We start from the raw sequence: 24,338 nt of genomic DNA on the forward strand, positions 1-24,338 counted from the left end.
GCGCAGCCTACGGATATTCGGGGCCGGCGCCCTGCTAGAATGCCGCCCATGACCGACCACCCCCATCCCCGCCGCCCGCGCTGGCGCAGTCTGGCGCTGCTCGCCGTGCTGCTGGCCCCTCTGCTGTGGCCGCTGCATCACCTCGCCGAGCGCTATTACCGCAGCGAACTGGCCGAGCAGAACCGCCAGACGCTCGACCTCTATGTCGCCAACCTGCTCGGCACCCTGCGCCGCTACGAGGTGTTGCCGCCGATTCTTGGCGACCTGCCGCCACTGCGCGCCGTACTCGACCAGCCTGCCAGCGAGCTGACCCACGAGGCCGCCAATCGCCTGCTGTCGCAGTTGCGCGAGCAGACCGGTGCCGAGGTGATCTACCTGATGGATGCCGCCGGCAACACCCTGGCGGCCTCCAACTGGGACCAGCCGGACAGCTTCATCGGTCGCAACTTCGCCTTCCGGCCTTACTTCCGCGAGGCCATCGCCGGCCAGCAGGGGCGCTTCTTCGGCCTCGGCACCACGTCCGGCAAGCGTGGCTACTACTTCGCCTCGGCGGTGAGGGACGGCAAACGGGTCCTAGGGGCGCTGGTGGTCAAGGTCGACCTGGACATCACCGAAGTGCCCTGGGGCAACACCCCCGAACAATTGCTGGTGACCGACCACCACGGCGTGGTGATCCTCACCTCGCGGGCCCAGTGGCGTTACCGCGCCAGCCGCCCGTTGTCGGTGCGCGAACGCGACGAGATCGCCGACAACCAGCCCTACCCGACCCGCGAACCCGTCCCCCTGCAATTGAAGAGCGACGCCTGGATGGCGCAGAGCCGAGTGCTGCAGGAAACCGGCTGGACGGTGAACATCCTCGCGCCGCGCTCGATGATCGAGCGCCGCGTGCAGACCAGCGTGGCGATCGGCGGCGGCGCCCTGCTCCTGCTGATGCTGATGCTTGGTCTGATGATGCAGCGCCGCCGTCACTACCTGGAGCGGATCGCCTTTGATACCCGCGCGCGCCAGGAGCTGGAGAGCCGCGTGCTGGAGCGGACCCATGACCTGGAAACCCTCAACAGCCGGCTGAAGGACGAGGTGCTCGAGCGCGAGCACGCCCAGCAGGAAGCCGCCCGCGCCCAGGATGAGCTGGTGCAGGCCGGCAAGCTCTCGGTGCTCGGCACCATGAGCGCGAGCATCAGCCACGAACTCAACCAGCCACTGGCGGCGATCCGCAGCTACGCCGAGAACGCCGCCGTGCTGCTCGACCACCAGCGCATAGATGACGCGCGCGGCAACCTCAAGCTGATCGGCGAACTGACCGGGCGCATGGCCTCGATCATCGCCCACCTGCGCGCTTTCGCCCGGCGCGACCGGCATGCGCCGGAAAGCGTCGCCCTGCAGCCGGCGCTGGACGATGCCCTGGCCCTGCTCGCGCAGCGTCGGCGGGCGATGGAGGTGGAGCTGATCCGCGACCTGCCGGATGCGCCGCTGTGGGTGCAGGCCGGCGAAACCCGCCTGCGCCAGGTACTCGGCAACCTGCTCGCCAACGCCCTCGACGCGCTCACCGCCAAGGGCCCGCCGCGGCGCCTGTGGCTGAACGCCGAGCAGACCGCCCAAGGCGTCGAGCTGCGCATCCGCGACAACGGCCCCGGCTTCAGCGAGGAAGCCCTGCAGCGCGCCCGCGAGCCGTTCTTCACCACCAAGACCAGCACCCAGGGCCTCGGCCTCGGGCTGGCGATCTGCGATACCCTGATGCGCGCCCTCGGCGGCGAGCTGCTGCTCGCCAACCATCCCGAGGGCGGTGCCCTGCTCACCCTGCGCCTGCGCGCCGCCGCGCCCGGCGTCAACCCGCACCCGCCGGAGGACTTTGCATGAGTACCGATTCGCCGATCGATGGCCGCGTGGAGGTCCTGCTGATCGACGACGACCCGCACCTGCGCCAGGCCCTCAGCCAGACCCTGGACCTGGCCGGGCTCAAGGTACTCGCACTGGACAGCGCCGACGGCGTCGGCGAGCGCCTGGACGCCGACTGGCCGGGCGTGGTGGTCAGCGATATCCGCATGCCCGGCGTCGATGGCCTGCAGCTGCTCGAAGCGCTGCACGCCAAGGACCCCGGCCTGCCGGTACTGCTGATCACCGGGCACGGCGACGTGCCGCTGGCGGTGCAGGCGATGCGCGCCGGCGCCTACGATTTCCTCGAGAAACCCTTCCCCAGCGAGAACCTGCTGGACAGCGTGCGCCGCGCCCTCGACCTGCGCCGCCTGCAACTGGACAACCGCAGCCTGCGCCTGGCCCTGGCCGACCGCCATGAACTGTCCGGCCGGCTGCTCGGCCAGTCGGCGCCGACCCGTCGCCTGCGCGAGCAGATCGGCGCGCTGGCGGCGACCAACGCCGACGTGCTGATCCTGGGCGAAACCGGTTCCGGCAAGGAAGTCGTGGCGCGTGCCCTGCACGAGCTCTCGGCACGACGCAACGGCCCCTTCGTCGCGATCAATGCCGGCGCGCTGGCCGAGTCGGTGGTGGAAAGCGAGCTGTTCGGCCATGAGGCCGGCGCCTTCACCGGCGCGCAGAAACGCCGCATCGGCAAGTTCGAGCACGCCAACGGCGGCACCCTGTTCCTCGACGAGATCGAGAGCATGAGCCTCGACGTGCAGGTCAAGCTGCTGCGCCTGCTGCAGGAGCGCATCGTCGAACGGATGGGCTCGAACCAGCTGATCCCGCTGGACATCCGCGTCATCGCCGCAACCAAGGAAGACCTGCGCCAGGCCGCCGACCAGGGCCGTTTCCGCGCCGACCTGTACTACCGGCTGAACGTCGCGCCGCTGCGCATTCCGCCGCTGCGCGAGCGCGGCGAGGACGCGCTGCTGCTGTTCGAGCATTTCGCCGAAGCCGCCAGCGCGCGGCACAAGCTGCCGCCGCGCGAGTTGCAGCCGCTGCAACGGGCGATGCTGCTGCGGCATGCCTGGCCGGGCAACGTGCGCGAACTGCAGAACGCCGCCGAGCGTTTCGCCCTCGGCCTGGAACTGGCGCTGGACAACCATGCGCCGAGCCTGCCGGCGGTGCAGGGCGGCCTCGGCGAACAGGTCGAGGCCTTCGAGCGGGCGCTGATCGCCGCCGAGCTGAGCCGGCCGCACGGGTCGATGCGCAGCCTCGCCGAAGCCCTCGGCCTGCCGCGCAAGACCCTGCACGACAAACTGCGCAAGCACGGCCTGCACTTCGGCGAAGGCAGCGACGAGAGTGACTGAGCGGTCAGGCGAATAGCGTTTCGCCACCTTGATCGGCGGCGCGCCATTTACTGTTCTTCCTGCGACACCCCGCCACGGCGCCGCTCGTCGGCTTGACTCAGATCATCCTGCGCCAAGGTGGTGCGCGCCCAATGGAATCAGCTAACCGATTCCGGAGGGCATCATGGAACGACAAACGACGCGCAAGCTGCGCCTCGGCGCACTCACCGCACTGGTCATCGGCTCGATGGTCGGCGGCGGCATCTTCTCACTGCCACAGAACATGGCGGCCAGCGCCGGCGCCGGCGCGGTACTGATCGGCTGGGCGATCACCGCGGTGGGCATGCTCACCCTGGCGCTGGTGTTCCAGAACCTCGCGGTGCGCAAGCCCGAGCTGGACACCGGGGTCTACGCCTACGCAAAAGCGGGCTTCGGCGACTACATGGGTTTCTCGTCCGCCTGGGGCTACTGGATCAGCGCCTGGATCGGCAACGTCAGCTACTTCGTGCTGCTGTTCGCCACCTTGGGCTACTTCTTCCCGGTCTTCGGTGAGGGCAACACGCCGGCCTCGATCATCGGCGCCTCGCTGCTGCTCTGGGGCGTGCACTTCCTGGTCCTGCGCGGGATCCACGAGGCGGCGCTGGTCAACCTGATCACCACCGTGGCGAAGATCGTCCCGCTGCTGATCTTCATCGTCATCACCGCCCTGGCCTTCAACGTCGACCTGTTCACCGCGGACTTCTGGGGTAAAGGCAACCCCGACCTGGGCAGCGTGCTGAACCAGGTGCGCGGGATGATGCTGGTCACCGTCTGGGTGTTCATCGGCATCGAGGGCGCCAGCATCTACTCGGCGCGCGCCGAACACCGCAACGAGGTGGCCAAGGCCACAGCGATCGGCTTCTACAGCGTGCTCCTGCTGCTGGTGCTGGTGAACGTCCTGTCCATGGGCGTGCTCGGCCAAGCCGAACTGGCGACGCTGAAGAACCCCTCCATGGCCGGCGTGCTGGAACATGTGGTCGGCCACTGGGGCGCGGTGCTGATCAGCGTCGGGCTGGTGGTGTCGCTGACCGGCGCGCTGCTGTCTTGGACGCTGCTCTGCGCGGAGATTCTCTTCGCCGGCGCACGCGACCACACCATGCCGAACTTCCTCAAGAAGGAGAACGCCAACGGCGTCCCGGCGAATGCGCTGTGGCTGTCCAACGGGCTGATCCAGCTGTTCCTGATCATCACCCTGTTCAACTCGGCGACCTACCTCAACCTGCTCTACCTCGCCACCTCGATGATCCTGGTGCCGTACTTCTGGTCGGCCGCCTACGCCGCGCTGCTCGCCCTGCGTGGTGAGACCTACGAGCAGGCCGCCGGCGCGCGCCGCCGCGACCTGGCGATCGGCGCGGTGGCGGTGCTCTACGCGGTCTGGCTGCTCTACGCCGGCGGCCTCAAGTACGTGCTGCTGTCGGCCCTGCTGTACGCACCCGGCGCGCTGTTCTTCGCCAAGGCCAAGCGCGAACAGGGCCAGCCAGTCTTCACCGGCGTGGAGAAAGTCATCCTCGCCCTGGTGCTGATCGGCGCGGCCGTCGCCGCCTACGGCCTCTACGACGGCTTCCTCAGCCTTTGATCCACCCGGTTCAAGGAGAACCTCCATGTCCAACCCCACAGAGAAACTCGGCGTGCACTCCGAAGCCGGCAAGCTGCGCAAGGTGATGGTCTGCGCGCCCGGCCTCGCGCACCTGAGGCTCACGCCGGACAACGCCGACGAGCTGCTCTTCGATGACGTCATCTGGGTCAGCCAGGCCAAGCGCGACCACTTCGACTTCGTCACCAAGATGCGCGAACGCGGCGTCGAGGTGCTGGAGATGCACAACCTGCTCACCGAGACGGTGAAGAACCCGCAGGCGCTGAAATGGATCCTCGACCACAAGCTCGCCGTCGACCTGGTCGGCGTCGGCCTGCAGGACGAGCTGCGCAGCTGGATGGAAGGCCTGGAGCCGCGCACGCTGGCGGAGTTCCTCATCGGAGGGGTGTCGGCCGCCGACCTGAAGGGCAGCCACGGCGGCGAGATGATCCGCCTGTTCCGCGACTACCTCGGCCACAGCAGCTTCCTGCTGCCGCCGCTACCGAACACCGTGTTCACCCGCGACACCACCTGCTGGATCTACGGCGGGGTCACGCTCAACCCGATGTACTGGCCGGCGCGCCGCCAGGAGACCCTGCTCGCCGCGGCGATCTATCGCTTCCACCCGGAATTCGCCGGCGCCGACTTCCAGGTCTGGTACGGCGACCCTGAAGTCGACCACGGCCAGGCGACCCTGGAAGGCGGCGACGTGATGCCGATCGGCAACGGCGTGGTGCTGATCGGCATGGGCGAGCGCAGTTCGCGCCAGGCCATCGGCCAGCTCGCGCAGTCGCTGTTCCGCAACGGCGCGGCCGAGAGGGTGATCGTCGCCGGGCTGCCGAAGTCGCGCGCCTCCATGCACCTGGACACGGTGTTCAGCTTCTGCGACCGCGACCTGGTCACGGTCTTCCCCGCGGCGGTGAACGCCATCGTGCCGTTCAGCCTGCGCCCGGACGAAAGCAAGCCAGGCGGCATCGACATCCGCCGCGAGGAGAAAGGCTTCGTCGAGGTGGTGGCCGGGGCACTCGGCCTGCCGCAGCTGCGCACCATCGAGACCGGCGGCGACAGCTTCGAGGCCGAACGCGAACAGTGGGACGACGGCAACAACGTGGTCGCGCTGGAGCCCGGCGTGGTCATCGCCTACGACCGCAACACCTTCACCAATACCCGCCTGCGCAAGGCCGGAGTGGAGGTCATCACCATCGACGCCAGCGAGCTGGGCCGGGGCCGTGGCGGCGGCCACTGCATGACCTGCCCGATCGTCCGCGACCCCATCGACTACTGATACGACCGCGCGCGGCCCGGGCCGCGCGCCAGTCAACACAAGGAACAGCGACCATGGCCTTCAACATCCACAACCGCAGCCTCCTCAGCCTGATGCACCACAGCGAGCGCGAACTCTGCTACCTGCTCGACCTGTCGCGTGACCTCAAGCGCGCCAAGTACACCGGCACCGAACGCCAGCACCTGAAAGGCAAGAACATCGCGCTGATCTTCGAGAAGACCTCCACGCGCACCCGCTGCGCCTTCGAGGTGGCCGCCTACGACCAGGGCGCAAACGTCACCTACATCGACCCGAACTCCTCGCAGATCGGCCACAAGGAGAGCATGAAGGACACTGCCCGCGTGCTCGGGCGGATGTACGACGCCATCGAGTACCGCGGCTTCAAGCAGGCCATCGTCGAGGAACTGGCGAAATACGCCGGCGTGCCGGTGTTCAACGGCCTGACCGACGAATACCACCCGACGCAGATGATCGCCGACGTGATGACCATGCGCGAACACAGCGACAAGCCGATGCATTCGATCAGCTACGCCTACCTGGGCGACGCGCGCTTCAACATGGGCAAGTCGCTGCTGTTGATCGGCGCCAAGCTCGGCATGGACGTGCGCATCGGCGCGCCGAAGGCGCTATGGCCGAGCCAGGAACACATCGATGCCTGCCAGGCCTTCGCCGACGCCAGCGGCGCCACCCTGACGCTCACCGAGGACCCGCTGGAGGCAGTGAAGGGCGTCGACTTCATCCACACCGACGTCTGGGTCTCCATGGGCGAACCGGTGGAAGCCTGGGCCGAGCGCATCGGCCAGTTGCTGCCGTACCAGGTCAACGCCGCGCTGATGAAGGCGGCGGGCAACCCACGGGTGAAGTTCATGCACTGCCTGCCGGCGTTCCACAACTCGGAAACCAAGGTCGGCCAGCAGATCGCCGCGCAGTACCCGAACCTCGCCAACGGCATCGAGGTGACCGAGGAGGTCTTCGAGTCGCCGGCCAACATCGCCTTCGAGCAGGCGGAAAACCGCATGCACACGATCAAGGCGATCCTCGTCTCGACCCTCGCCGAAATCTGACCCTCGCGCCCGCGGCGCCCGACAGGTGCGCGGCGGGCCTGACAAGGAGAACCCCATGCGCATCGCCATCGCCCTGGGCGGCAACGCCCTGCTTCGCCGCGGCGAACCCCTGAGCGCGGAAAACCAGCGCGGCAACGTGCGCGTCGCCTGCACGCAGATCGCCAAGGTGGCGGCCGGCAACCAGTTGGTCATCGCCCACGGCAACGGCCCGCAGGTCGGCCTGCTGGCCCTGCAGGGCGCCGCCTACAAGGACGTCGCCAGCTATCCGCTGGACGTCCTCGGCGCCGAAACCGAGGGCATGATCGGCTACATGATCGAACAGGAACTGGGCAACCTGCTGCCCCTCGAGGTGCCCTTCGCCACCCTCCTCACCCAGGTCGAGGTGGACGCCGCGGACCCGGCGTTCGCCGCGCCGAGCAAACCGATCGGCCCGGTGTACACGCGCGCCGACGCCGAACGCCTGGCCGCCGAGAAGGGCTGGAGCATCGCCGCCGACGGCGACCACTTCCGCCGCGTGGTCGCCAGCCCCAGGCCCAAGCGGATCTTCGAGCTGCGCCCGCTGAGCTGGCTGCTGGAGAAGGGCTGCGTGGTGATCTGCGCCGGCGGCGGCGGCATCCCGGTGCGCTACGACGCCGAGGGCAAGCTCGAAGGCGTCGAGGCGGTGATCGACAAGGACCTCTGCTCCGCGTTGCTGGCCCGGCAACTGGAGTGCGACCTGCTGGTGATCGCCACCGACGTCGACGGCGTCTACCTGGACTGGGGCACGCCCGACAAGCGCGCCATCGCCCAGGCGCGCCCGGACGACCTCGACGCCCTGGACTTCGCCGCCGGCTCCATGGGGCCGAAGGTGCAGGCCGCCTGCGAGTTCGCCCGGCAGACCGGCAAGCCGGCGGTGATCGGCTCGCTGGCCGACATCGAAGCCATCGTCGCCGGAAGCGCCGGGACCCGCGTCGACCTAGGCGCCGCCGCCCTCACCTACCGCTGACCCCCGCCATCGCGCGAAGGCCGCCCGGCCTTCGCGGCCTTTTCGCCGCGCCCCGCCACGCGACTTGCAGACGGATTCAGTGACTCGACGGTCACCGAACTCGTCAGCATGTACATTCGCTTGATCCGACCGCCCCATGAACGGGGCGGCAGACGCCCGATTCAACGCCAATAATCGACAGACCGGGGTTTCCCGGCACTGTCTTCCTTGCGTGAGGAGCTATTCGAGTCATGTCTCGCCTACCCGTCATCGTCGGCTTCGGTGGTTACAACTCCGCGGGCCGCAGCTCGTTCCACCACGGCTTCCGCCGCACCGTCATCGAGTCGCTGGACGCCCAGGCGCGCCAGCAGACACTGACCGGCCTGGCCGTGATGATGAAGCTGGTCAGCGTGGTCGACGGCGAATACCGCGACGCCGAGGGCGCCACGCTGACGCCGGCGCAGATCGAGGAGCGCTTCGGCGGGCAGATTCTCGCCTCCACGCTGATCCGCCGGATCGAGAAGCAGCACCTCGACGTGAACGCCGCGCACTGGCACAAGAACCTCGAGATCGGCGGCGCCAACGGCCAGCCGCTGAGCTTCACGGTGGCCGCCAAGCAACTGCCGGAGCCGCTGCCGGCGAACTGGTCGGTGGAGCCGATCAGCGACACCGAGGTCTGCGTCACCCTGCACGAGCGCTGCGAGATCAAGGTCGACAGCTACCGCGAGCTGCCGGTGAAATCCGCCGGCCAGTTGCCCACCGGCTTCGAGCCCGGCGAACTGTACAACTCGCGCTTCCACCCCCGCGGCCTGCAGATGACCGTGGTCGGCGTCACCGACGCGCTGCGCTCGGTGGGCATCGACTGGGCGCGCATCGTCGAGCGCGTCGCGCCCGGCGAAATCGCGGTGTTCTCCGGCAGCCTGATGACCCAGATGGACGAGTACGGCAACGGCGGGCTGCTGCAGTCGCGCCTGCGCGGCCACCGGGTCAGCGCCAAGCAGCTGCCGCTCGGTTTCAACAGCATGCCCACCGACTTCATCAACGCCTACGTGCTGGGCAGCGTCGGCGAAACCGGGACCATCACCGGCGCCTGCGCGACCTTCCTCTACAACCTGCAGAAAGGCATCGAAGGCATTGCCTCGGGCCGCTCGCGGGTGGTCGTGGTGGGCAACAGCGAAGCCCCGATCCTTCCCGAATGCATCGAGGGCTACGCGGCCATGGGCGCGCTGGCCACCGAGGAAAACCTGCGCCTGATCGAAGGCCGCGACGACGTCGACTTCCGCCGCTCCAGCCGCCCGTTCGGGCAGAACTGCGGCTTCACCCTGGCCGAATCCAGCCAGTACGTGGTGCTGATGGACGACGAGCTGGCGCTGGAGCTGGGCGCCGACATCCACGGCGCGGTGCCGGACGTGTTCATCAACGCCGACGGCTTCAAGAAGTCGATCTCCGCCCCCGGCCCCGGCAACTACCTGACCATGGCCCAGGCCGTGGCCGCCGCCAGCCAGCTGGTCGGCCTCGACGGCGTGCGCCAGCGCAGCTTCATCCACGCCCACGGCTCCAGCACGCCGGCCAACCGGGTCACCGAGTCGCAGCTGCTCGACCGCGTCGCCGCGGCGTTCGGCATCGAGGACTGGCCGGTGACCGCGGTGAAGGCGTTCGTCGGGCACTCCCTGGCACCGGCCAGCGGCGACCAGCTGATCTCCGCCCTGGGCAGCTTCAAGTACGGGATCATTCCGGGCATCAAGACCATCGACGCGGTGGCCGACGACGTGCACCGCGAGCACCTGCGCATCCTCACCGAGGACGCCGCGGTGGGCGAACAGGCGCTGGACGTCTGCTTCATCAACTCCAAGGGCTTTGGCGGCAACAACGCCAGCGCCTACGTGCTGGCTCCGCGGCTGGTCGAGAAGATGCTGCGCAAACGCCACGGCGAAGCGGCCTTCGCCGCCTACAGCGAGCGCCGCGAGCAGACCCGCGCGGCCGCCGCCGCCTACGAGAGCCGCGCGCTGAACGGCCAGTTCGACGTCATCTACAACTTCGGCCAGGATCTCATCGACGACAGCGAAATCGACATCAGCGCCGACGGCGTCAAGGTGCCGGGCTTCGCCAAGCCGCTCGCCTACAAGCAGGACGCGCGCTACCGCGACATGCTCGAGGACTGACGCGCCCGGCCGCGCGCATGCAGGCGCGCGCGGCGCTTGCGCCACCAGATTACCAGCCCGGTCAGCGCCAGCACGGCGACCGCCAGGCCGAGCACGGCGATCAGCACGCGCCCGGCAACGCCGAAGATGCGTCCGCCGTGGATCGGCAGCTGCAACCGATAGAAGCGCTCGCCCCAACTGCCCTGGCCGGGAATCTCCTGGCCGAGCAGGCGTCCGTCGCTGCCGTCGAAGAACAGCCAGGCATTGCCCTGATCGCTGGCGTGATCGCCGAAACCGGCACCGTAGAAGTGGTATTCGAAGCTGTAGTACAGCTCGGTGATCGGCGCGCTCAGGCCGAGCCGCCGGCCATGCGCCTCGGCGTAGCGGTAGGCCTGGTCGTAGCCGTAGGTAGTGGCGCCCAATTGGTCCTTCGGCAGCCGCGCGCGGGCTTCGTAGACGCTCGGCGCGACCGGTGAAAGCAGCGAAACCACCGGTTTGAACACTGGTTCGGCGAGGTTCATCGCCACGCTGCTCAGCGCCACGGGCGTCAACAGCAGCCATAGCCACAGGCCGCCGGCGCGGTGCAGGTCGTGGTTGAGACGCTGGCGCTTGATCTTCCAGGCCGTCGCCCATTTGCCGAGGAACGGCCCGCGCCGCGGCAAGGTCAGGCACAGCGCGATGAAGCAGTCGACGAACCAGAGGATCGCCACCCCGCCCATCAGCCACAGGCCCCAGTTGCCCGGCAGCGCCAGGCTGTAGTGAAACTCGAGCAGGAAGGGCACCAGCTTGTCCGGCGCGAAACAGCATTCGCCCCAATGGCGCTGGCCGACCTCTTCGGCGGTGACCGGGTCGAGGTAGCGCACCACCGCCTTTTCGTCGAACGGCTGGCCGCTGGCCGGATCGGTACGCGGCACCATCGCCAGCAACGCGGCGTGCTGCGGCTCGTCGGAGAACTCCATGTACCAGACCTGCAGACGCGGATAGGCGCGTTCCAGGCTGTCCACCAGGCGCCCCGGCGGCAGCCGCTCGCCGACGCCCGGCGTGCGGTAGAACGTCGGATTCAGCCATTCGTCCAGTTCGTGCTGGAAGGCCAGCACGCTGCCGGTCAGCCCGGCGAGGAGCAGGAACAGCGCCGTGGCCAGACCGATGTAGCGGTGCAGCAACAGCAGGACGGTACGCATCGATTCGCCTCCCGCGAACAGCAGGCCGCCGCCGTCCCGAAACGGCGGCGGCCGGCCCGGCGGTATCAGAAGTCGTAGTTGAGGGTGGCCATCACGTTGCGTTCCTCACCGTAGTAACACTGGTAGAGGCTATTGCAGGCGGCGACGTACTTCTCGTTGGTGAGGTTGTTCAGGTTGAGCCGCACGCCCACGCCGTCGAGCCCGACGCGGGACAGGTCGTAGCCGAGCGAGGCATCGAACAACGTGTAGGACGGCAGCCGCAGGGTGTTCTCCGCGTCCGCCCAGCTGCGCCCGAAGTAGCGCGCCCCGCCACCGACCTGCAGGCCGCCCAGCGCACCGTCGGCGAAGGTGTAGTCCGCCCACAGCGAGGCCATGTTGCGCGCCACCACGTTGGGCGTGTTGCCCCGGTTGTTGGCGCCGGAGGTGGCGATGTAGTCCTTGGTGTACTCCACGTCCATATACGTGTAGCTGGCGACCAGGTTGCTGTTCGGCGTCGGTCGCGTGCGCGCCTCCAGCTCGACGCCCCTGGAGCGGATCTCGCCCACCGAGCGGAAGAAGTTCTCGCTGGAATCCTTGCTCGACAGGTTCGACTGGGTGAGGTCGAAGTACGACAGCGTGTAGAGGTCGTCGGTGCCCGGCGGCTGGTACTTCAAGCCGACCTCGTACTGCTCGCCCTCGGTGGGTTTGAGCAACGTCACGTCGAAGTTGCCGGTGGTGCCGTTGTAGGCCGGCGAGGTGTTGGGGTTGAACGAATCCGAGTAGCTGACATAGGGCGAAAGGCCGTTGTCGAAGGCGTAGAGCACGCCGATACGCCCGGTGAGCTTGTTCTCCTTGTCGCTGTCCGATTGGTCGCCGTAGATCGAATTGGTCTGCTCGAACGAGGTTTCCACCCAGTCCTGGCGCAGGCCGAGGGAGAAGCGCCAGCGGTCGAGGGCGATCAGGTCCTGCACGTAGAGGCCGGTCTGCTCCAGGCGGCGGCTCTCGTCGTACTGGTGGTAGAAGCTGTAGGTCACCTCGGGCCGCACCCCGGTATAGGGGTTGACCGCGCTGGCGGTGCCACCGTCGTAGTTCACCCGCGCCTTGCGCCGCTGGTAGTCGAGGCCGGTGACCAGGGTGTGCTCGAGCGCTCCGGTGGCGAACTCGAACTGCATCTGGTTATCCACGCTCTAGGCGTGCAACGCCTCCTGGGCACCGGTGTAGGCGCGATAGAGGTCGCCATCGGCGCCGTAGCCATACTGGGTCGTGTAGCCGTACTGGTAGACCTGTTCGGAATCCACGCGCGAATCCAGGTACTGGAAGTTCTGCCGCGCGGACACCAGGTCGTTGAAGCGGTGTTCGAGCTGGTAGCCGAGCATCTGCTGGTCGCGCTCGAATTTCTCGCGGTCGTCCTCGCCCTCGAAGAAGTGCGTGGAGATGCGTTGCCCGTTGTGCTGATAAACAGTTCCGTCGTCCGGCAGGCCGCCGTGATAGCCACCTTTTGGGTCGTGCTGGAGCATCGCCAGCAGGGTCAGGCGGGTGTCGTCGGTGAAATCGATGCTCAACGAGGGCATCAGCGCGTAACGCTGCTCTTCGATGCCATCCACCTGGTTGTCGGCGTCCTTGACCACCCCGACCAGCCGGTAGGCCATGCGCTGCTCGTCGCCCAGCGGGCCGGTGAAGTCGAAGGCGCCCTGCTTGAAGTCGTTGCTGCCCAGGGTCAGCTGCAGCTGGCGGTGCGCCTCGTATTCCGGCTTCTTGCTGGTCAACGCCACCAGCCCGCCCGGATTGCTGCGCCCATAGAGCACCGACGACGGCCCCTTCAGCACGTCGATGCGCTCGAGGAAATAGGGGTCGACCTGCAGGCTGCTGTAGGTGCCGCTGTCGCCGAGCATCTTCTGCCCGTCGAGGAACAGGTTGTCCACCGAACCGTCGTTGATCCCGCGCAGCGCCACGTAGTCGTAACGGGTCGTGGCGCCGTAGGGCGTACTCATCAGGCCCGGCGTGTAGCGCAGGGCCTGGGCGACCGTCTGCGAGCCCTGATCGTCCATCTGCTGGCGGGTGACCACCGAGACGCTCTGCGAGGTTTCCAGCAACGGCAGGCTGGTCTTGGTCGCCACGCTGCTGTGGGTGGCGTTGTAGCCCTCCATCGAACCCAGCGCGTTACCCAGGCTGCCCTGCACGTGCAGCGTCTGCAGCTCGACCGGTGCGCTTTCCGCCACCAGCGAATAGTTGCCCTGGGCATCGCGTACCGCGCGCAGGCCGCTGCCGCGAAGCAGCGCGGCGAAACCCTGGTCGACCGCGTATTCACCGCGCAGCCCGCTGGAGTTCAAGCCTTGCACCAGGTTGCCATCCACCAACAGCAGCACCCCGGCGTCGCCGGCGAAGCGGCTCAGCGCGCTGGACAGCGGCCCGGCGGGGATCTCGTAGCGGCGGGCGTCGGTTTCGGCGGCACTCGCCGGCGGTGCGGCGAGAATACTCAGCGGCAGCGCGATGACGGCGGCACGGACGGCGCGCGTCAGCGGACGCGGTGTGCAAGGCAGAGAGCGGGAGCGCATGGCAGGACCTTTGTTCTCGTTGAAGGGCGGTGATTGCCTCTAAAGCCAAGCGAGAACGAAAAAGGGGAACCGCCCGAACGATTTTTTTTGCTGCCGCGCATCAGGCCGGCTCCAGGCTCACCCACCATGGCAAGCGACGCTGCACGCGCACCGGCAGGGTGCCGGCGAGCGCATCGAGCACGCGCTCGGTATCGGCCAGCGGGAAGGCGCCGACCACGCGCAGCCCGGCGATGCGCGGATCGCAGCCTAGGTAGCCGTGGCGGTAGCGGCCCAGTTCGGCGAGGAACGCGTCGAGGCGCATGTCGTCGGCCAGCAGCATGCCGCCGGACCAGGCCTGCGCGGCGCGTTGCAGCGGTCCGCTGGTGACCGCCCCGGCGGAGGAAAACCGCCATTGCCGGCCGGCCGACAGCGGCGTCGCCGCCGACCCTGCGCCGCGCAGCATGAAGTCGCCGGCATACAGGCTGAGCTGGGTTTCACCGTCGAGCTGGCGCAGCGAAAAGTGCGCGCCCCGCTCGCTGCGCAGCACGCCCTCGGCACTGCGCACCAGCAACGGCCGGCGTTCCGTCGGGGCGTCGACGAGGATCTCGCCGCGGTACAGCGACAGGGTCCGCGCGGCATCGTCGAACGCGATGTCGACCGCGCTGTCGGTGTTCAGCCACAGCTGCGAGCCGTCGGCCAGGCGCAGGTCGCGGATTTCGCCAACCGCGCTGCGCTGGCTGGCGAACCAGCCGCGCGCGCCCAGGCGATCGACGCCGAGCCAGGCCAGCGCGCCACCGCCGCAGAGCACGCTCAGGGTCCTCAACGCCTGCCGGCGACCGCAGCGGCTGCCGAGCATACTGGCGGCCGCGCGACCGCCGGGCTCGTTGGAGAGACGCTGCAGCTGGCCGCTGAGACGCTCCACCTTGCGCCAGGCATGGGCGTGATCCGGTTGCGCCAGCCAGGCCTGCCAGGCCAACCGTTCGTCTTCGCCCACGCGCCCGGAATGCAGCACGGCGAACCAGTCCGCCGCTTCCTGCAACACGCGGAACTCCTGGCTCATCAGGCGTCGTCCATCAGCGTCAGGCACTGCAGCATCGCCTGCGCCATGTACTTCTTCACCATCCGCTCGGAGACGCCCAGCTCGCCGGCGATCTGCACGTAGGTGAGGCCGTGCAGCTGGGAGAGCAGAAAGGCGCGGCGGACCTTTTCCGGCAGCCGCGCCAGCAGCGTATCCACCTGCAGCAGCGTCTCGACGATCAGCGCCCGGGTTTCCGGCGAGGGCGCCAGTGTCTCCGGTTGTAGCGCAAGCGCATCGAGATACGCCTGCTCGATCTGCCGGCGCCGCCAGTGGTTGACCAGCAGGCTCTTGGCGATGGTGTGCAGGTAGGCGCGTGGCTCGCGGATGGCGGCGACGTCGTGATCGCGGGCGAGCACGCGGAGGAAGGTGTCCTGGGCGAGGTCGGCAGCGTTATGCGCGCATCCGAGCTGGTGCCTCAGCCAGCCTTGCAGCCAGCCGTGGTGATCGGCATAGAGCCGCTGCAGGTCGTTCGGCCTGACTATGCCTTCGCTGTTCATGGAAATCCCCCGACCCTTTCGGGCAAATGATAATTAATATCATAAAGGGCTTCCAGCGGCGATCAGTCCAGCCGTTGCGCCAGCCGCACCAGGTCGTCGCGCCAGTCCACCGCCTTCGGCAGGGCGAGGAAATGCGGGTTGAGGTAGGACTCGCGTGGTTCGTAGGTCAGCGGCTCGCCGGCGATGCCGAGCACCTCGCCGCCCGCGCCTTCGAGCACGCCCTGGGCCGCCGCGGTGTCCCACTGCGAGGTGGGGGCCAGGCGCGGATAACAGTCGGCCGCGCCCTCGGCGAGCAGGCAGAACTTCAACGAGCTGCCGACGCTGGCCAGCTGCAGGTCGCCGAAGCGCTCGCTCAGCCCCTGCAGCAGGCGTTCCTGCGCCGGGCTGGAATGGCGGCGGCTGGCAACTACGGTGAAACGCTCCGCCGGCTGCGCGCGCACGGCGATCGGCATGGGCGCGCCATCGCGCTCGCACAGGAACGCACCGCTGCCGGCGCCGCCGTAATAGCAGCGCCCGGAACAGGGAATCCCGACCACACCGAACAGCACGCGGCCGCGCTCGATCAGGGCGACGTTGACGGTGAATTCCTCGGAGCCGGCGATGAACTCCTTGGTGCCGTCCAGCGGGTCGACCAGCCACCAGCGCTGCCAGCGTTCGCGCTCGCCCAGGGCGATCTCGCAATCCTCCTCGGACAGCACCGGAATCGTCGGATCGAGCGCCCGCAGGCCGTCCGCCAGCACCCGATGGGCGGCGAGGTCGGCGGCGGTGACAGGCGAGGCGTCGGACTTTTCCCGCACCGCCAGGTCGCTGCGCCAATAGGGCATGATCGCCGCGCCGGCGCGCTGCACCAGCTCGATCACCGCCGGCAGCAGGGCGGCGCTCACAGGACGAACTCGCCGCGCTGGGCAAGCAGGTCGCGCGCCAGGTACAACGCCGCCAAGGCGCGGCCCTCGCTGAACTGCGGGTGCTGCACCAGGCTCGACAGTTCGCGCAGGTTGACCTGGCTGACGCCCAGCGGCTCGGGCTCGTCGCCCGGCAGGCTTTCCGGATAGAGGTCGCGGGCCAGCACCACCTGGATCTTCTGGCTCATGTAGCCCGGCGACAGTGACAGCTCGGTGAGGTATTCCAGGCACCGCGCGCCGAAGCCTGCCTCTTCCTTGAGCTCGCGCTCGGCGGCGACCAGCACGTCCTCGCCCGGCTCGATGAGGCCCTTGGGCAGCGACAGCTGGTAGTCGTCGGTGCCCGCGCAATACTCCTCCACCAGCAGCGCGTGATCGCTGTCGGCCAGCGCCACGATCATCACCGCGCCGTAGCCGGCGCCCTTGCTGGCGAGCCGTTCGTAGGTCCGCTCGACGCCGTTGGAGAAGCGCAATTGCAGCTCCTCGACGGAAAACAGGCGACTTTTGGCGACGATCTCGCGGGCGAGTACGGTGGGTTTCTGACGCATGGGCTGACTCCTTGGCGCGAACGGGTATCATACCGCGCCTTTCCCGATTATCCCCGTCGGAGATTCACCGCCCAGCGCGACCGGCCGCGAGGAACCCGCCATGACCACCCTGCCCTGGTCCGAAATCGACACCGTGCTGCTCGACATGGACGGCACCCTGCTCGACCTGCACTTCGACAACCACTTCTGGCTGGAACACCTGCCGCGGCGCTATGCCGAGCATCACGGCGTGTCCGCCGAACGGGCCCGCGCGGAGCTGCTGCCGCTGTTCCGCGAGCATGCCGGCACGCTGAACTGGTACTGCACGGATTTCTGGAGCCGCGAGCTGGGCCTGTCGATCCGCGAGATCAAGCGTGAAGTGGCCCACCTGATCGCCCTGCGGCCCGACGCCGACACCTTCCTCGCCGCCGTGCGCGCCGCCGGCAAGCGGGTCGCGCTGATCACCAACGCACACCGCGATTCGCTGTCGCTGAAGATGGAGAAGGTCGCCCTGGCGCCCTATTTCGACCGCCTCATCAGCTCCCACGACTACGGCTTTCCCAAGGAAGACCAGCAGTTCTGGTTCGCCCTGCAAGAGGACTTCGGGTTCGATCCGGCGCGCAGCCTGTTCATCGACGACAGCCTGCCGATCCTGCGCAGCGCGCGACAGTTCGGCGTCGCCCAGTTGCTCGCCGTGCGCCAGCCGGACAGCCGCGGCCAGCTGCGCGACACCGAGGAGTTCGCCGCCGTCGAGGATTATCGCCAGGTGCTGCCCGGCGCCCTGGCGGAGGCCTGAGCCGTGGACATCAAGCAGCTGCGCTTTCTCATCGCCCTCGACGAGACGCGCCATTTCGGCCAGGCCGCGGCGCGCTGCCATATCACCCAGCCGACCCTGTCGATGCGCCTGCGCGGCCTGGAAGAGGAACTCGGCCTGGAGCTGGTGCGGCGCGGCCAGCGTTTCGAGGGTTTCACCGAGCCGGGCGAACGCATCCTGGCCTGGGCGCGGACCACCCTGGCGGCGGTCGACGGCCTGCAGGCGGAGGCCGCCGCCTGCCGCGGCAACCTGGTCGGCACCCTGCGCCTGGGCATGGTGCCGCTGTCCAGCTTCGACCCATTGCCGCTGCTGCGACGCCTCAACCAGCGCCACCCGAGCCTGCGCTTCCAGCTCTCGGCACTGAGTTCGGAGCAAATCCTCGAACAGCTCGCGAGCAACCGGCTGGACCTCGGCCTCTCCTACCTGGACGGGCTGGATGCGCGGCATTTCCACAGCCTGGCGCTGCTCGAGACGCGCATGGGCCTGCTCTACGATCCGGCCCACTTCACGTTCGGTGCTGGCGCGCTGAGCTGGGACGCGCTCATCAAGCTGCCGCTGGGAATGCTGTCCGGCGGCATGCACTTTCGCCAGTCCATCGACCACGCGTTCCGTTCCCGTGGGCTGAAAGTACAGCCGCTGCTGGAGACCGACGCGGTGCACCAGTTGCTCCAGGCGGTGCGCGGTGGCCTCTGCTGCGCGGTGATGCCGCTGGACAGCGGGCTCGCCGGGCTGGTGGAGAATCTTTGCCTGCACCCGATCGACGACGCCCATACGCTGGCGCCGCTGGGCCTGATCATGCGTCACAGTGAGCCGCGCTCGGCGCTCGCCGATGCCTGTTTCGCGCAGATGATCGAGCTTCTGGAGGCAGCCGGAAGCGGTTGACCGCCGGAACCCCGCCTGCGCACGCTATCTAAACAGCACGCCCTTCTGATCCGGATCGCCATGCCTCTGCCTACGCTCGACGCCCGCACCGCCCGCTTCCTGCCCTGGATCGTGGCCATCGCCTTCTTCATGCAGACCCTGGACGGGACCATCCTCAACACCGCGCTGCCGGCGATGGCCGCCGACCTCGCGGAGAACCCGCTGCGCATGCAGGGCGTGGTGATCGCCTACATGCTCACCGTGGCACTGCTGATCCCAGCCTCCGGCTGGATCGCCGACCGCTTCGGCACGCGGCGGATCTTCTTCGCCGCGATCCTGCTGTTCAGCGTCGGATCGCTGCTCTGCGCGCTCTCGCACAACTTCAGCCAGCTGGTCTGCGCCCGTGTGCTGCAGGCCATCGGCGGTGCGCTGATGATGCCGGTGGGACGCCTGGTGGTGCTGCGCGCCTACCCGCGCAGCGACCTGGTGCGGATCATGAGCTTCATCACCCTGCCCGGCCTGGTCGGCCCGCTGATAGGCCCGACCCTCGGCGGCTGGCTGGTGGAATACGCCTCCTGGCACTGGATCTTCCTGATCAACCTGCCGGTCGGCGCACTCGGCTGCTGGGCCGCGCTGCGCTACATGCCGGACCTGCGCGGCGCCGAACGCACGCGCTTCGACGGCGTCGGCTTCGCCCTGTTCGGCGCCGCGATGGTGCTGATCACCATCGCCCTGGAGGGCCTCGGCGAGCTGAAACTGCCACACGTGCGGGTGATGCTCCTGCTGGTCGGCGGCCTCGCCTGCCTCGCCGCCTACTGGCTGCGTGCCGGCAAGGTCGACAAACCGCTGTTCAGCCCCAGCCTGTTCGCCAACCGCAGTTTCGCCGTGGGCATCCTCGGCAACCTGTTCGCGCGCCTGGGCAGTGGCGCCCTGCCGTTCCTCACGCCGCTGCTGCTGCAGGTGGCGATGGGCTATTCGCCAGCCCAGGCCGGGATGAGCATGATCCCGCTGGCGGCCGCGGCGATGGCGATGAAGCCGCTGGCCAAGCCACTGATCGACCGTCTCGGCTACCGCACCATCCTCACCGGCAACACCCTGCTGCTCGGCATGCTGATCGCCAGCCTGGCGCTGGCCGGCGAGGGCATGCCGTACCCGCTGCTGCTGGTGCAGCTGGCCTTCATCGGCGCGATCAACTCGCTGCAGTTCACCGCGATGAACACCATCACCCTGATCGGCCTGCGCGACGAGGAAGCCAGCAGCGGCAACAGCCTGCTCTCGGTGGTGGTGCAACTGGCGATGAGCCTCGGCGTGGCCTCGGCCGCGGCGCTGCTCGGCGGCTTCACCCTCGACGACGGCGGCTCGGTGCTGCACGCCTTCCAGATGACCTTCCTGTGCATCGGCGGGCTGTCGATGCTGGCCGCGTTCATCTTCCTCCAGCTCGATGAGCGCCAGGGCCGCAACGGCACGGACATCGACAGCAAGATCGAGGTGGAAGGCTGAGGCGCGGTTCAGGCCCGTAAGGCCGTTCACGTCAGCGGTGGTCGAACCCGATCAGCCTCCTCCCTCTCCCCCAGCCCCTCTCCCATGAATGGGAGAGGGGTGCAGTACCGACGATCTTGCTACGCTGCCGGCCCGGGCTCGCGCCCGTGAGCCGCCTGGCGGCCTGAGCCGCGGGCGGCGCGCCTGTTACACTGCGCGACATTTCCGCACCCCAGGCCGCTTCCGTGACCACGACCGCTTTTTCCTCCCTACCGCTTTCCGCGGCCATGCTGGCCAACCTGGAGGCGCTCGGCTATGCGTCGATGACGCCGATCCAGGCGCAGAGCCTGCCGGTGATCCTCAAGGGCATGGACCTGATCGCCCAGGCCAAGACCGGCAGCGGCAAGACCGCCGCCTTCGGCATCGGCCTGCTGAACCCGCTCAACCCGCGCTACTTCGGCTGCCAGGCCCTGGTGCTCTGCCCGACCCGCGAACTCGCCGACCAGGTCGCCAAGGAGCTGCGCCGGCTGGCTCGCGCCGCCGACAACATCAAGATCCTCACGCTCTGCGGCGGCGTCTCCATCGGCCCGCAGATCGGCTCGCTGGAGCACGGCGCCCACGTCATCGTCGGGACGCCGGGACGCATCCAGGAGCACCTGAAGAAGGGCACGCTGAAACTCGACGGGCTCAATACGCTGATCCTCGACGAAGCCGACCGCATGCTCGACATGGGCTTCTACGACGCCATCGCCGAGATCATCGGGCAGACCCCGGCGAAGCGGCAGACGCTGCTGTTCTCCGCCACCTACCCGGCGGCGATCAAGCAGCTCTCCGCGGCGTTCATGCGCGACCCGCAGCAGGTCCGCATCGAAGCCCTGCACGATGGCGAGCAGATCGAGCAGCGCTTCTACGAGATCGCGCCCGAGCAGCGCATGGATGCCGTGCTCAAGCTGCTCGCGGCCTACCGACCGGAATCCTGCGTGGCCTTCTGCTTCACCAAGCAGCAGTGCCAGGAGCTGGTCGAGCACCTCGGCGCCCACGGCATTTCGGCGATGGCGCTGAACGGCGACCTGGAGCAGCGCGACCGCGACCAGGTGCTGGCGATGTTCGCCAACCGCAGCCTGTCGGTGCTGGTGGCCACCGATGTCGCGGCCCGCGGGCTGGACATCGATGCGCTGGACATGGTGATCAACGTCGAACTGGCGCGCGATCCGGAAATCCACATCCACCGGGTCGGCCGCACCGGGCGCGCCGGCAACAAGGGCCTGGCGATGAGCCTGGTCGCCCCCGCCGAGGCGCATCGCGCCCAGGCCATCGAGACGCTGCAGAAGGCGCCGCTCAACTGGCACCCGCTGAACAGCCTGAAACCCCGCGATGGCGCGCCGCTGCAGGCGCCGATGACAACCTTGTGCATCAATGGCGGACGCAAGGAGAAGATCCGCCCCGGCGACATCCTCGGCGCGCTCACCGGCGAGGCCGGCATTCCCGGCGCCCAGGTCGGCAAGATCGCGATCTTCGACTTCCAGGCGTTCGTCGCCGTCGAACGCGGGATCGCCCGTCAGGCGCTCAAGCGCCTCGCCGAGGGCAGGATCAAGGGCAAGTCGTTCAAGGTGCGGATGCTCTGAGGGGGGCGCATGGCGGGCCGTCGAGCGCCCGCCATGTCCGTCCGACGGCGCTGCGGCTCACTTCTTCATCTGCTGGAGCACCGGCGCGCACTGGTCGGCCTGGCCACCGCTGGGCGCCACCAGCGCCAGCAGCCCGGCCACCGGCGCAACCGCCACGCCCAGCGCGATCAGCCCCGCCCCGCGCGCCACCAGCTGCCCGGCGTGAACGCCAGGCTTCGGCTCCTTGAAGGTTCCGCGCACATAGAGCGGCGAGCGCAGCGAGATGATCCGCACGCCCTTGGACTGGGGCACGATGTCGAAATCCATCTGCTCGGTCTTCATATTCGCCCAGCCGTCGATGCGGATCACCGCGTTCTCGGTATCGAGCAGGAACACCCGGCTGCTGGCCAGGCCGTCCTTGATGCCGAGGTCGGCGGCGGCGCAGTTGATCTGCACCTCGTCATCACCGAACAACCGGCTCGCCAAATAGTTGCCGACGTTCAACCCGGCGATTTCCATCAGGCCGCGGCTGACCACGCCGTCGTTCATCAGCAGGCGCAGGTCGCCGTTGGCCGAGCCGAGCAGCGCCGCCACCGAGTTGCCGGTGCCGGCGATGCTGGCGTCGCCGTTCAGCTCGCCGAGGCTGCTCTGCATCGCCTGCACCGACGGGAACAGCTGCTTGAGCTTGAGCTGGCGCGCCTTGAGCTGCGCGCTGCCGCGCAACGGCGTCTGCCGGCCGTCGAGGACGATGTGCGTATCCAGCGTGCCGCCGGCCATGCCGAAGCGCAGCGGTTCCAGGCTCAGCGCGCCGTCGTTGAGGAGCACATGGGTGGTCAGGTCGCTGATCGGTAGCGTCTCGCCATGCACGATCTTCCTGCCGGTGAAGCTGACGTCGGCGTCCATGCTGCGCCAGGCCTCGGTCTCGAACCGCTCGTAGGGCAGCACGTTGTCCGCCGGCTGCACACTGGATTCGCCACGGGCTTTCTTCTCTTCGTTGGAGTCGGCGCCGATCAACGGGGCCAGGTCGCTGAACAGCAACTGGTTGGAGGTCAGCGTGCCGGAAAGCTTCGGCCGCGGCTGGCGCGCGACGAAGGTCAGGCTGCCATGGATGTCGCTGTCGCCGATGCGGCCGTTGAACTCTCGGTACTCGTAGCTGGCGCCGTCGGCGTCCCGCAGCCGCGCGATCAGGCGCCCGTCGGTGGCGTATTTCGGACTGTCCGGCAGGACCACGCCGATCAGCGGCTGCAGGTTGCCGAGGCTGTCACCGGACATCCGCAGGCGCAGGTCGAGCGCGCCGAGGTTCTTCGGATCGGTGAGCGTGCCTTCCACCTGCACGCGGGTCGCGCCGGCGCGCAGATCCACCTGCACCGGGAACGGCTGGGCGGCGTCCTGCAGGGCCAGCAGGCCACCGACCTTGCCCTGGCCGCTCACGGGCTGTGCGCGATAGCTGCCCTTGGCCTGCCAGGCGAACGCGTAATCCTGCGCCGCGGCGCCCTGTTGCGTGCCGGCGTCGGCCCGCGCCTTGCCGACGATATCGCTGAACGGGATCGGCTTGCCCAGCGGCTGCACGTCGACCTGGACCTTGGCCTGCAGGGTTCGGTCGTCATAGCGCACCTGGCCCTTGTCGAAGCCGATGGTGCCGATGTCCAGCGTCCAGGGCGACGGCTCTTCGTCCTTCGGCTCGTCGCTGCCCAGATCGAAGGTCCAGTTGTCGCGGCCATCGGCGAGGCGTTCGAGTTCGGCATCGGCGGCGGTCAGCTGGATGCGCGGAATGCGCACGGTCTTCGACAGCAGGGCCAGCGGCGACAGGCTCGCCTCGACCCGCTCCAGCGCCACCAGATGATCGCCCTTGGCCCATTCAGGGTTGCCGACGCGCAGCTTCTCGGCGCTCACGTGCGGCCAGGGCACCTGCCCGCGCCAGCCTTTCTCGTCGGGCTCGCGGCGCCACTCCACGGCGAGATTTCCGTCGATGGCGAACGGCCGTCCGAGCGCCTCCGACACCTTCTCGTTGATCGTCGGCTTGGCGCGGTTCCAGTCGAAGGTGGCGACGAACACCACCAGCGCGGCCAGCAACAGCAGCAGCCCGGCAACACTCCAGATCAGAATCTTCTTTGCACGCGTCATGCGCTCCCTCCAGCCAGGCGCCGCGGACGGATGCAGCGCTCCTACCTATCGACTGGAAAACCCCGGCGATGACTCCCCGGAAGCTTCGCCAACACCCCATGGACGGCGGCCGAAAATGCACGCCCAAAGGGCACCGAAAGGGCCGGCGAATCGCTTTGGTGCAGCCTTAACTGACTGAAATGGCTGGATTTTCACCAAGCATCAATGAAGTCGATCTTTACTATTCCCTGGAACGACTTTTTGATCGAATTTTCCTGAGTAGTATTGGCTCCGTACCCCACTTATTGCCCCCCATGAGGAGCCACTCAAATGAAAACTCAAATCCTTGCAAGCGTGATTCTGGCCACCCTGACCTCCACCGCTTTCGCCCTTCCGCAGTCGCCCCAACCGTTCCTGGGCGAAGCCAAGGCCGCCAGCGCCTACCATCAGATCGTCAATCCCCAAGCCGACAGCGGCTTCGAGCGTATCGGTGGCAAAGTCGCCGACAGC

The 24,338-nt window shown here is 68.2% G+C and carries 17 protein-coding genes and 2 pseudogenes; 12 read left to right on the forward strand and 7 right to left on the reverse strand.

Going from position 1 to position 24,338, the window contains the following annotated elements:
- The first annotated feature begins 48 nt into the window (after positions 1–48).
- The 7 genes from B3E91_RS09580 to B3E91_RS09610 all read left to right on the forward strand — a co-directional run bounded on the left by B3E91_RS09580 (position 49) and on the right by B3E91_RS09610 (position 10,293).
- Positions 49–1,857, forward strand: coding sequence for a sensor histidine kinase (locus tag B3E91_RS09580; protein WP_287029223.1), 1,809 nt, complete (start codon positions 49–51; stop codon positions 1,855–1,857).
- Positions 1,854–3,227 (forward strand): sigma-54-dependent transcriptional regulator, encoded by a 1,374-nt coding sequence (locus B3E91_RS09585; RefSeq protein WP_287029224.1) that lies wholly within the window; start codon positions 1,854–1,856, stop codon positions 3,225–3,227. The genes B3E91_RS09580 and B3E91_RS09585 overlap by 4 nt, the downstream gene beginning before the upstream one ends.
- 163 nt (positions 3,228–3,390) lie before the next feature.
- Complete coding sequence (gene arcD / locus B3E91_RS09590) at positions 3,391–4,821, forward strand: arginine-ornithine antiporter (protein ID WP_287029225.1); 1,431 nt, start codon at positions 3,391–3,393, stop codon at positions 4,819–4,821.
- A 25-nt stretch (positions 4,822–4,846) separates the two neighbouring features.
- A complete protein-coding gene (gene arcA / locus B3E91_RS09595; protein ID WP_273230497.1) occupies positions 4,847–6,103 on the forward strand; it encodes an arginine deiminase in 1,257 nt (418 codons plus the stop codon).
- 53 nt (positions 6,104–6,156) lie between these two features.
- Complete coding sequence (locus B3E91_RS09600; protein ID WP_282344860.1) at positions 6,157–7,167, forward strand: ornithine carbamoyltransferase; 1,011 nt, start codon at positions 6,157–6,159, stop codon at positions 7,165–7,167.
- Between the two features lie 55 nt (positions 7,168–7,222).
- On the forward strand, positions 7,223–8,152 hold the full coding sequence (gene arcC, locus B3E91_RS09605; RefSeq protein ID WP_287029226.1) for a carbamate kinase: 930 nt from the start codon (positions 7,223–7,225) through the stop codon (positions 8,150–8,152).
- A gap of 230 nt (positions 8,153–8,382) precedes the next feature.
- Positions 8,383–10,293, forward strand: a complete 1,911-nt coding sequence (locus tag B3E91_RS09610) for a beta-ketoacyl synthase (protein ID WP_287029227.1) — start codon at positions 8,383–8,385, stop codon at positions 10,291–10,293.
- Here the strand turns inward: B3E91_RS09610 and B3E91_RS09615 are convergent.
- From B3E91_RS09615 to nudE, 6 genes and pseudogenes are all read right to left on the reverse strand, one after another.
- Positions 10,269–11,453, reverse strand: a complete 1,185-nt coding sequence (locus B3E91_RS09615) for a PepSY-associated TM helix domain-containing protein (protein ID WP_287029228.1) — start codon at positions 11,451–11,453, stop codon at positions 10,269–10,271. The genes B3E91_RS09610 and B3E91_RS09615 overlap by 25 nt on opposite strands.
- A 65-nt stretch (positions 11,454–11,518) precedes the next feature.
- Positions 11,519–13,987, reverse strand: a pseudogene (locus B3E91_RS09620) (TonB-dependent siderophore receptor).
- A gap of 100 nt (positions 13,988–14,087) precedes the next feature.
- The gene (locus tag B3E91_RS09625; RefSeq protein ID WP_287029229.1) at positions 14,088–15,026 is read right to left on the reverse strand and encodes a FecR domain-containing protein; all 939 of its coding nucleotides are present in this window, start codon (positions 15,024–15,026) and stop codon (positions 14,088–14,090) included.
- Positions 15,026–15,541 (reverse strand): sigma-70 family RNA polymerase sigma factor, encoded by a 516-nt coding sequence (locus tag B3E91_RS09630; protein ID WP_287029230.1) that lies wholly within the window; start codon positions 15,539–15,541, stop codon positions 15,026–15,028. Before B3E91_RS09630 ends, B3E91_RS09625 begins: the two co-directional genes overlap by 1 nt.
- A gap of 62 nt (positions 15,542–15,603) precedes the next feature.
- On the reverse strand, positions 15,604–16,425 hold the full coding sequence (cysQ, locus tag B3E91_RS09635) for a 3'(2'),5'-bisphosphate nucleotidase CysQ (protein ID WP_287029231.1): 822 nt from the start codon (positions 16,423–16,425) through the stop codon (positions 15,604–15,606).
- The gene (nudE, locus tag B3E91_RS09640) at positions 16,422–16,988 is read right to left on the reverse strand and encodes an ADP compounds hydrolase NudE (RefSeq protein WP_287029232.1); all 567 of its coding nucleotides are present in this window, start codon (positions 16,986–16,988) and stop codon (positions 16,422–16,424) included. The genes cysQ and nudE overlap by 4 nt, the downstream gene beginning before the upstream one ends.
- Before the next feature lie 100 nt (positions 16,989–17,088).
- Between nudE and yrfG the strand changes: the two genes are divergently transcribed.
- From yrfG to dbpA, 4 genes are all read left to right on the forward strand, one after another.
- A complete protein-coding gene (gene yrfG / locus B3E91_RS09645) occupies positions 17,089–17,763 on the forward strand; it encodes a GMP/IMP nucleotidase (RefSeq protein ID WP_282343850.1) in 675 nt (224 codons plus the stop codon).
- Between the two features lie 3 nt (positions 17,764–17,766).
- Complete coding sequence (locus B3E91_RS09650) at positions 17,767–18,663, forward strand: LysR family transcriptional regulator (RefSeq protein ID WP_286784245.1); 897 nt, start codon at positions 17,767–17,769, stop codon at positions 18,661–18,663.
- A 60-nt stretch (positions 18,664–18,723) separates the two neighbouring features.
- Entirely contained in the window at positions 18,724–20,142 is a 1,419-nt protein-coding gene (gene mdtD / locus B3E91_RS09655) for a multidrug transporter subunit MdtD (RefSeq protein ID WP_287029236.1), read from the forward strand.
- A gap of 224 nt (positions 20,143–20,366) precedes the next feature.
- A complete protein-coding gene (dbpA, locus tag B3E91_RS09660; RefSeq protein ID WP_286784243.1) occupies positions 20,367–21,746 on the forward strand; it encodes an ATP-dependent RNA helicase DbpA in 1,380 nt (459 codons plus the stop codon).
- Between the two features lie 57 nt (positions 21,747–21,803).
- Here the strand turns inward: dbpA and B3E91_RS09665 are convergent, their stop codons facing one another.
- Positions 21,804–23,849: an AsmA family protein gene (locus B3E91_RS09665; protein WP_287029238.1), complete on the reverse strand. Its 2,046-nt coding sequence runs from the start codon at positions 23,847–23,849 to the stop codon at positions 21,804–21,806.
- A gap of 309 nt (positions 23,850–24,158) precedes the next feature.
- Here B3E91_RS09665 and B3E91_RS09670 point away from each other — a divergent pair.
- A pseudogene (locus tag B3E91_RS09670) lies at positions 24,159–24,338 on the forward strand (phage infection protein); the annotation flags it as partial.

It is taken from the genome of Pseudomonas sp. UBA6310 (assembly GCF_002438225.1).
GTDB lineage: Bacteria > Pseudomonadota > Gammaproteobacteria > Pseudomonadales > Pseudomonadaceae > Pseudomonas_O > Pseudomonas_O kuykendallii.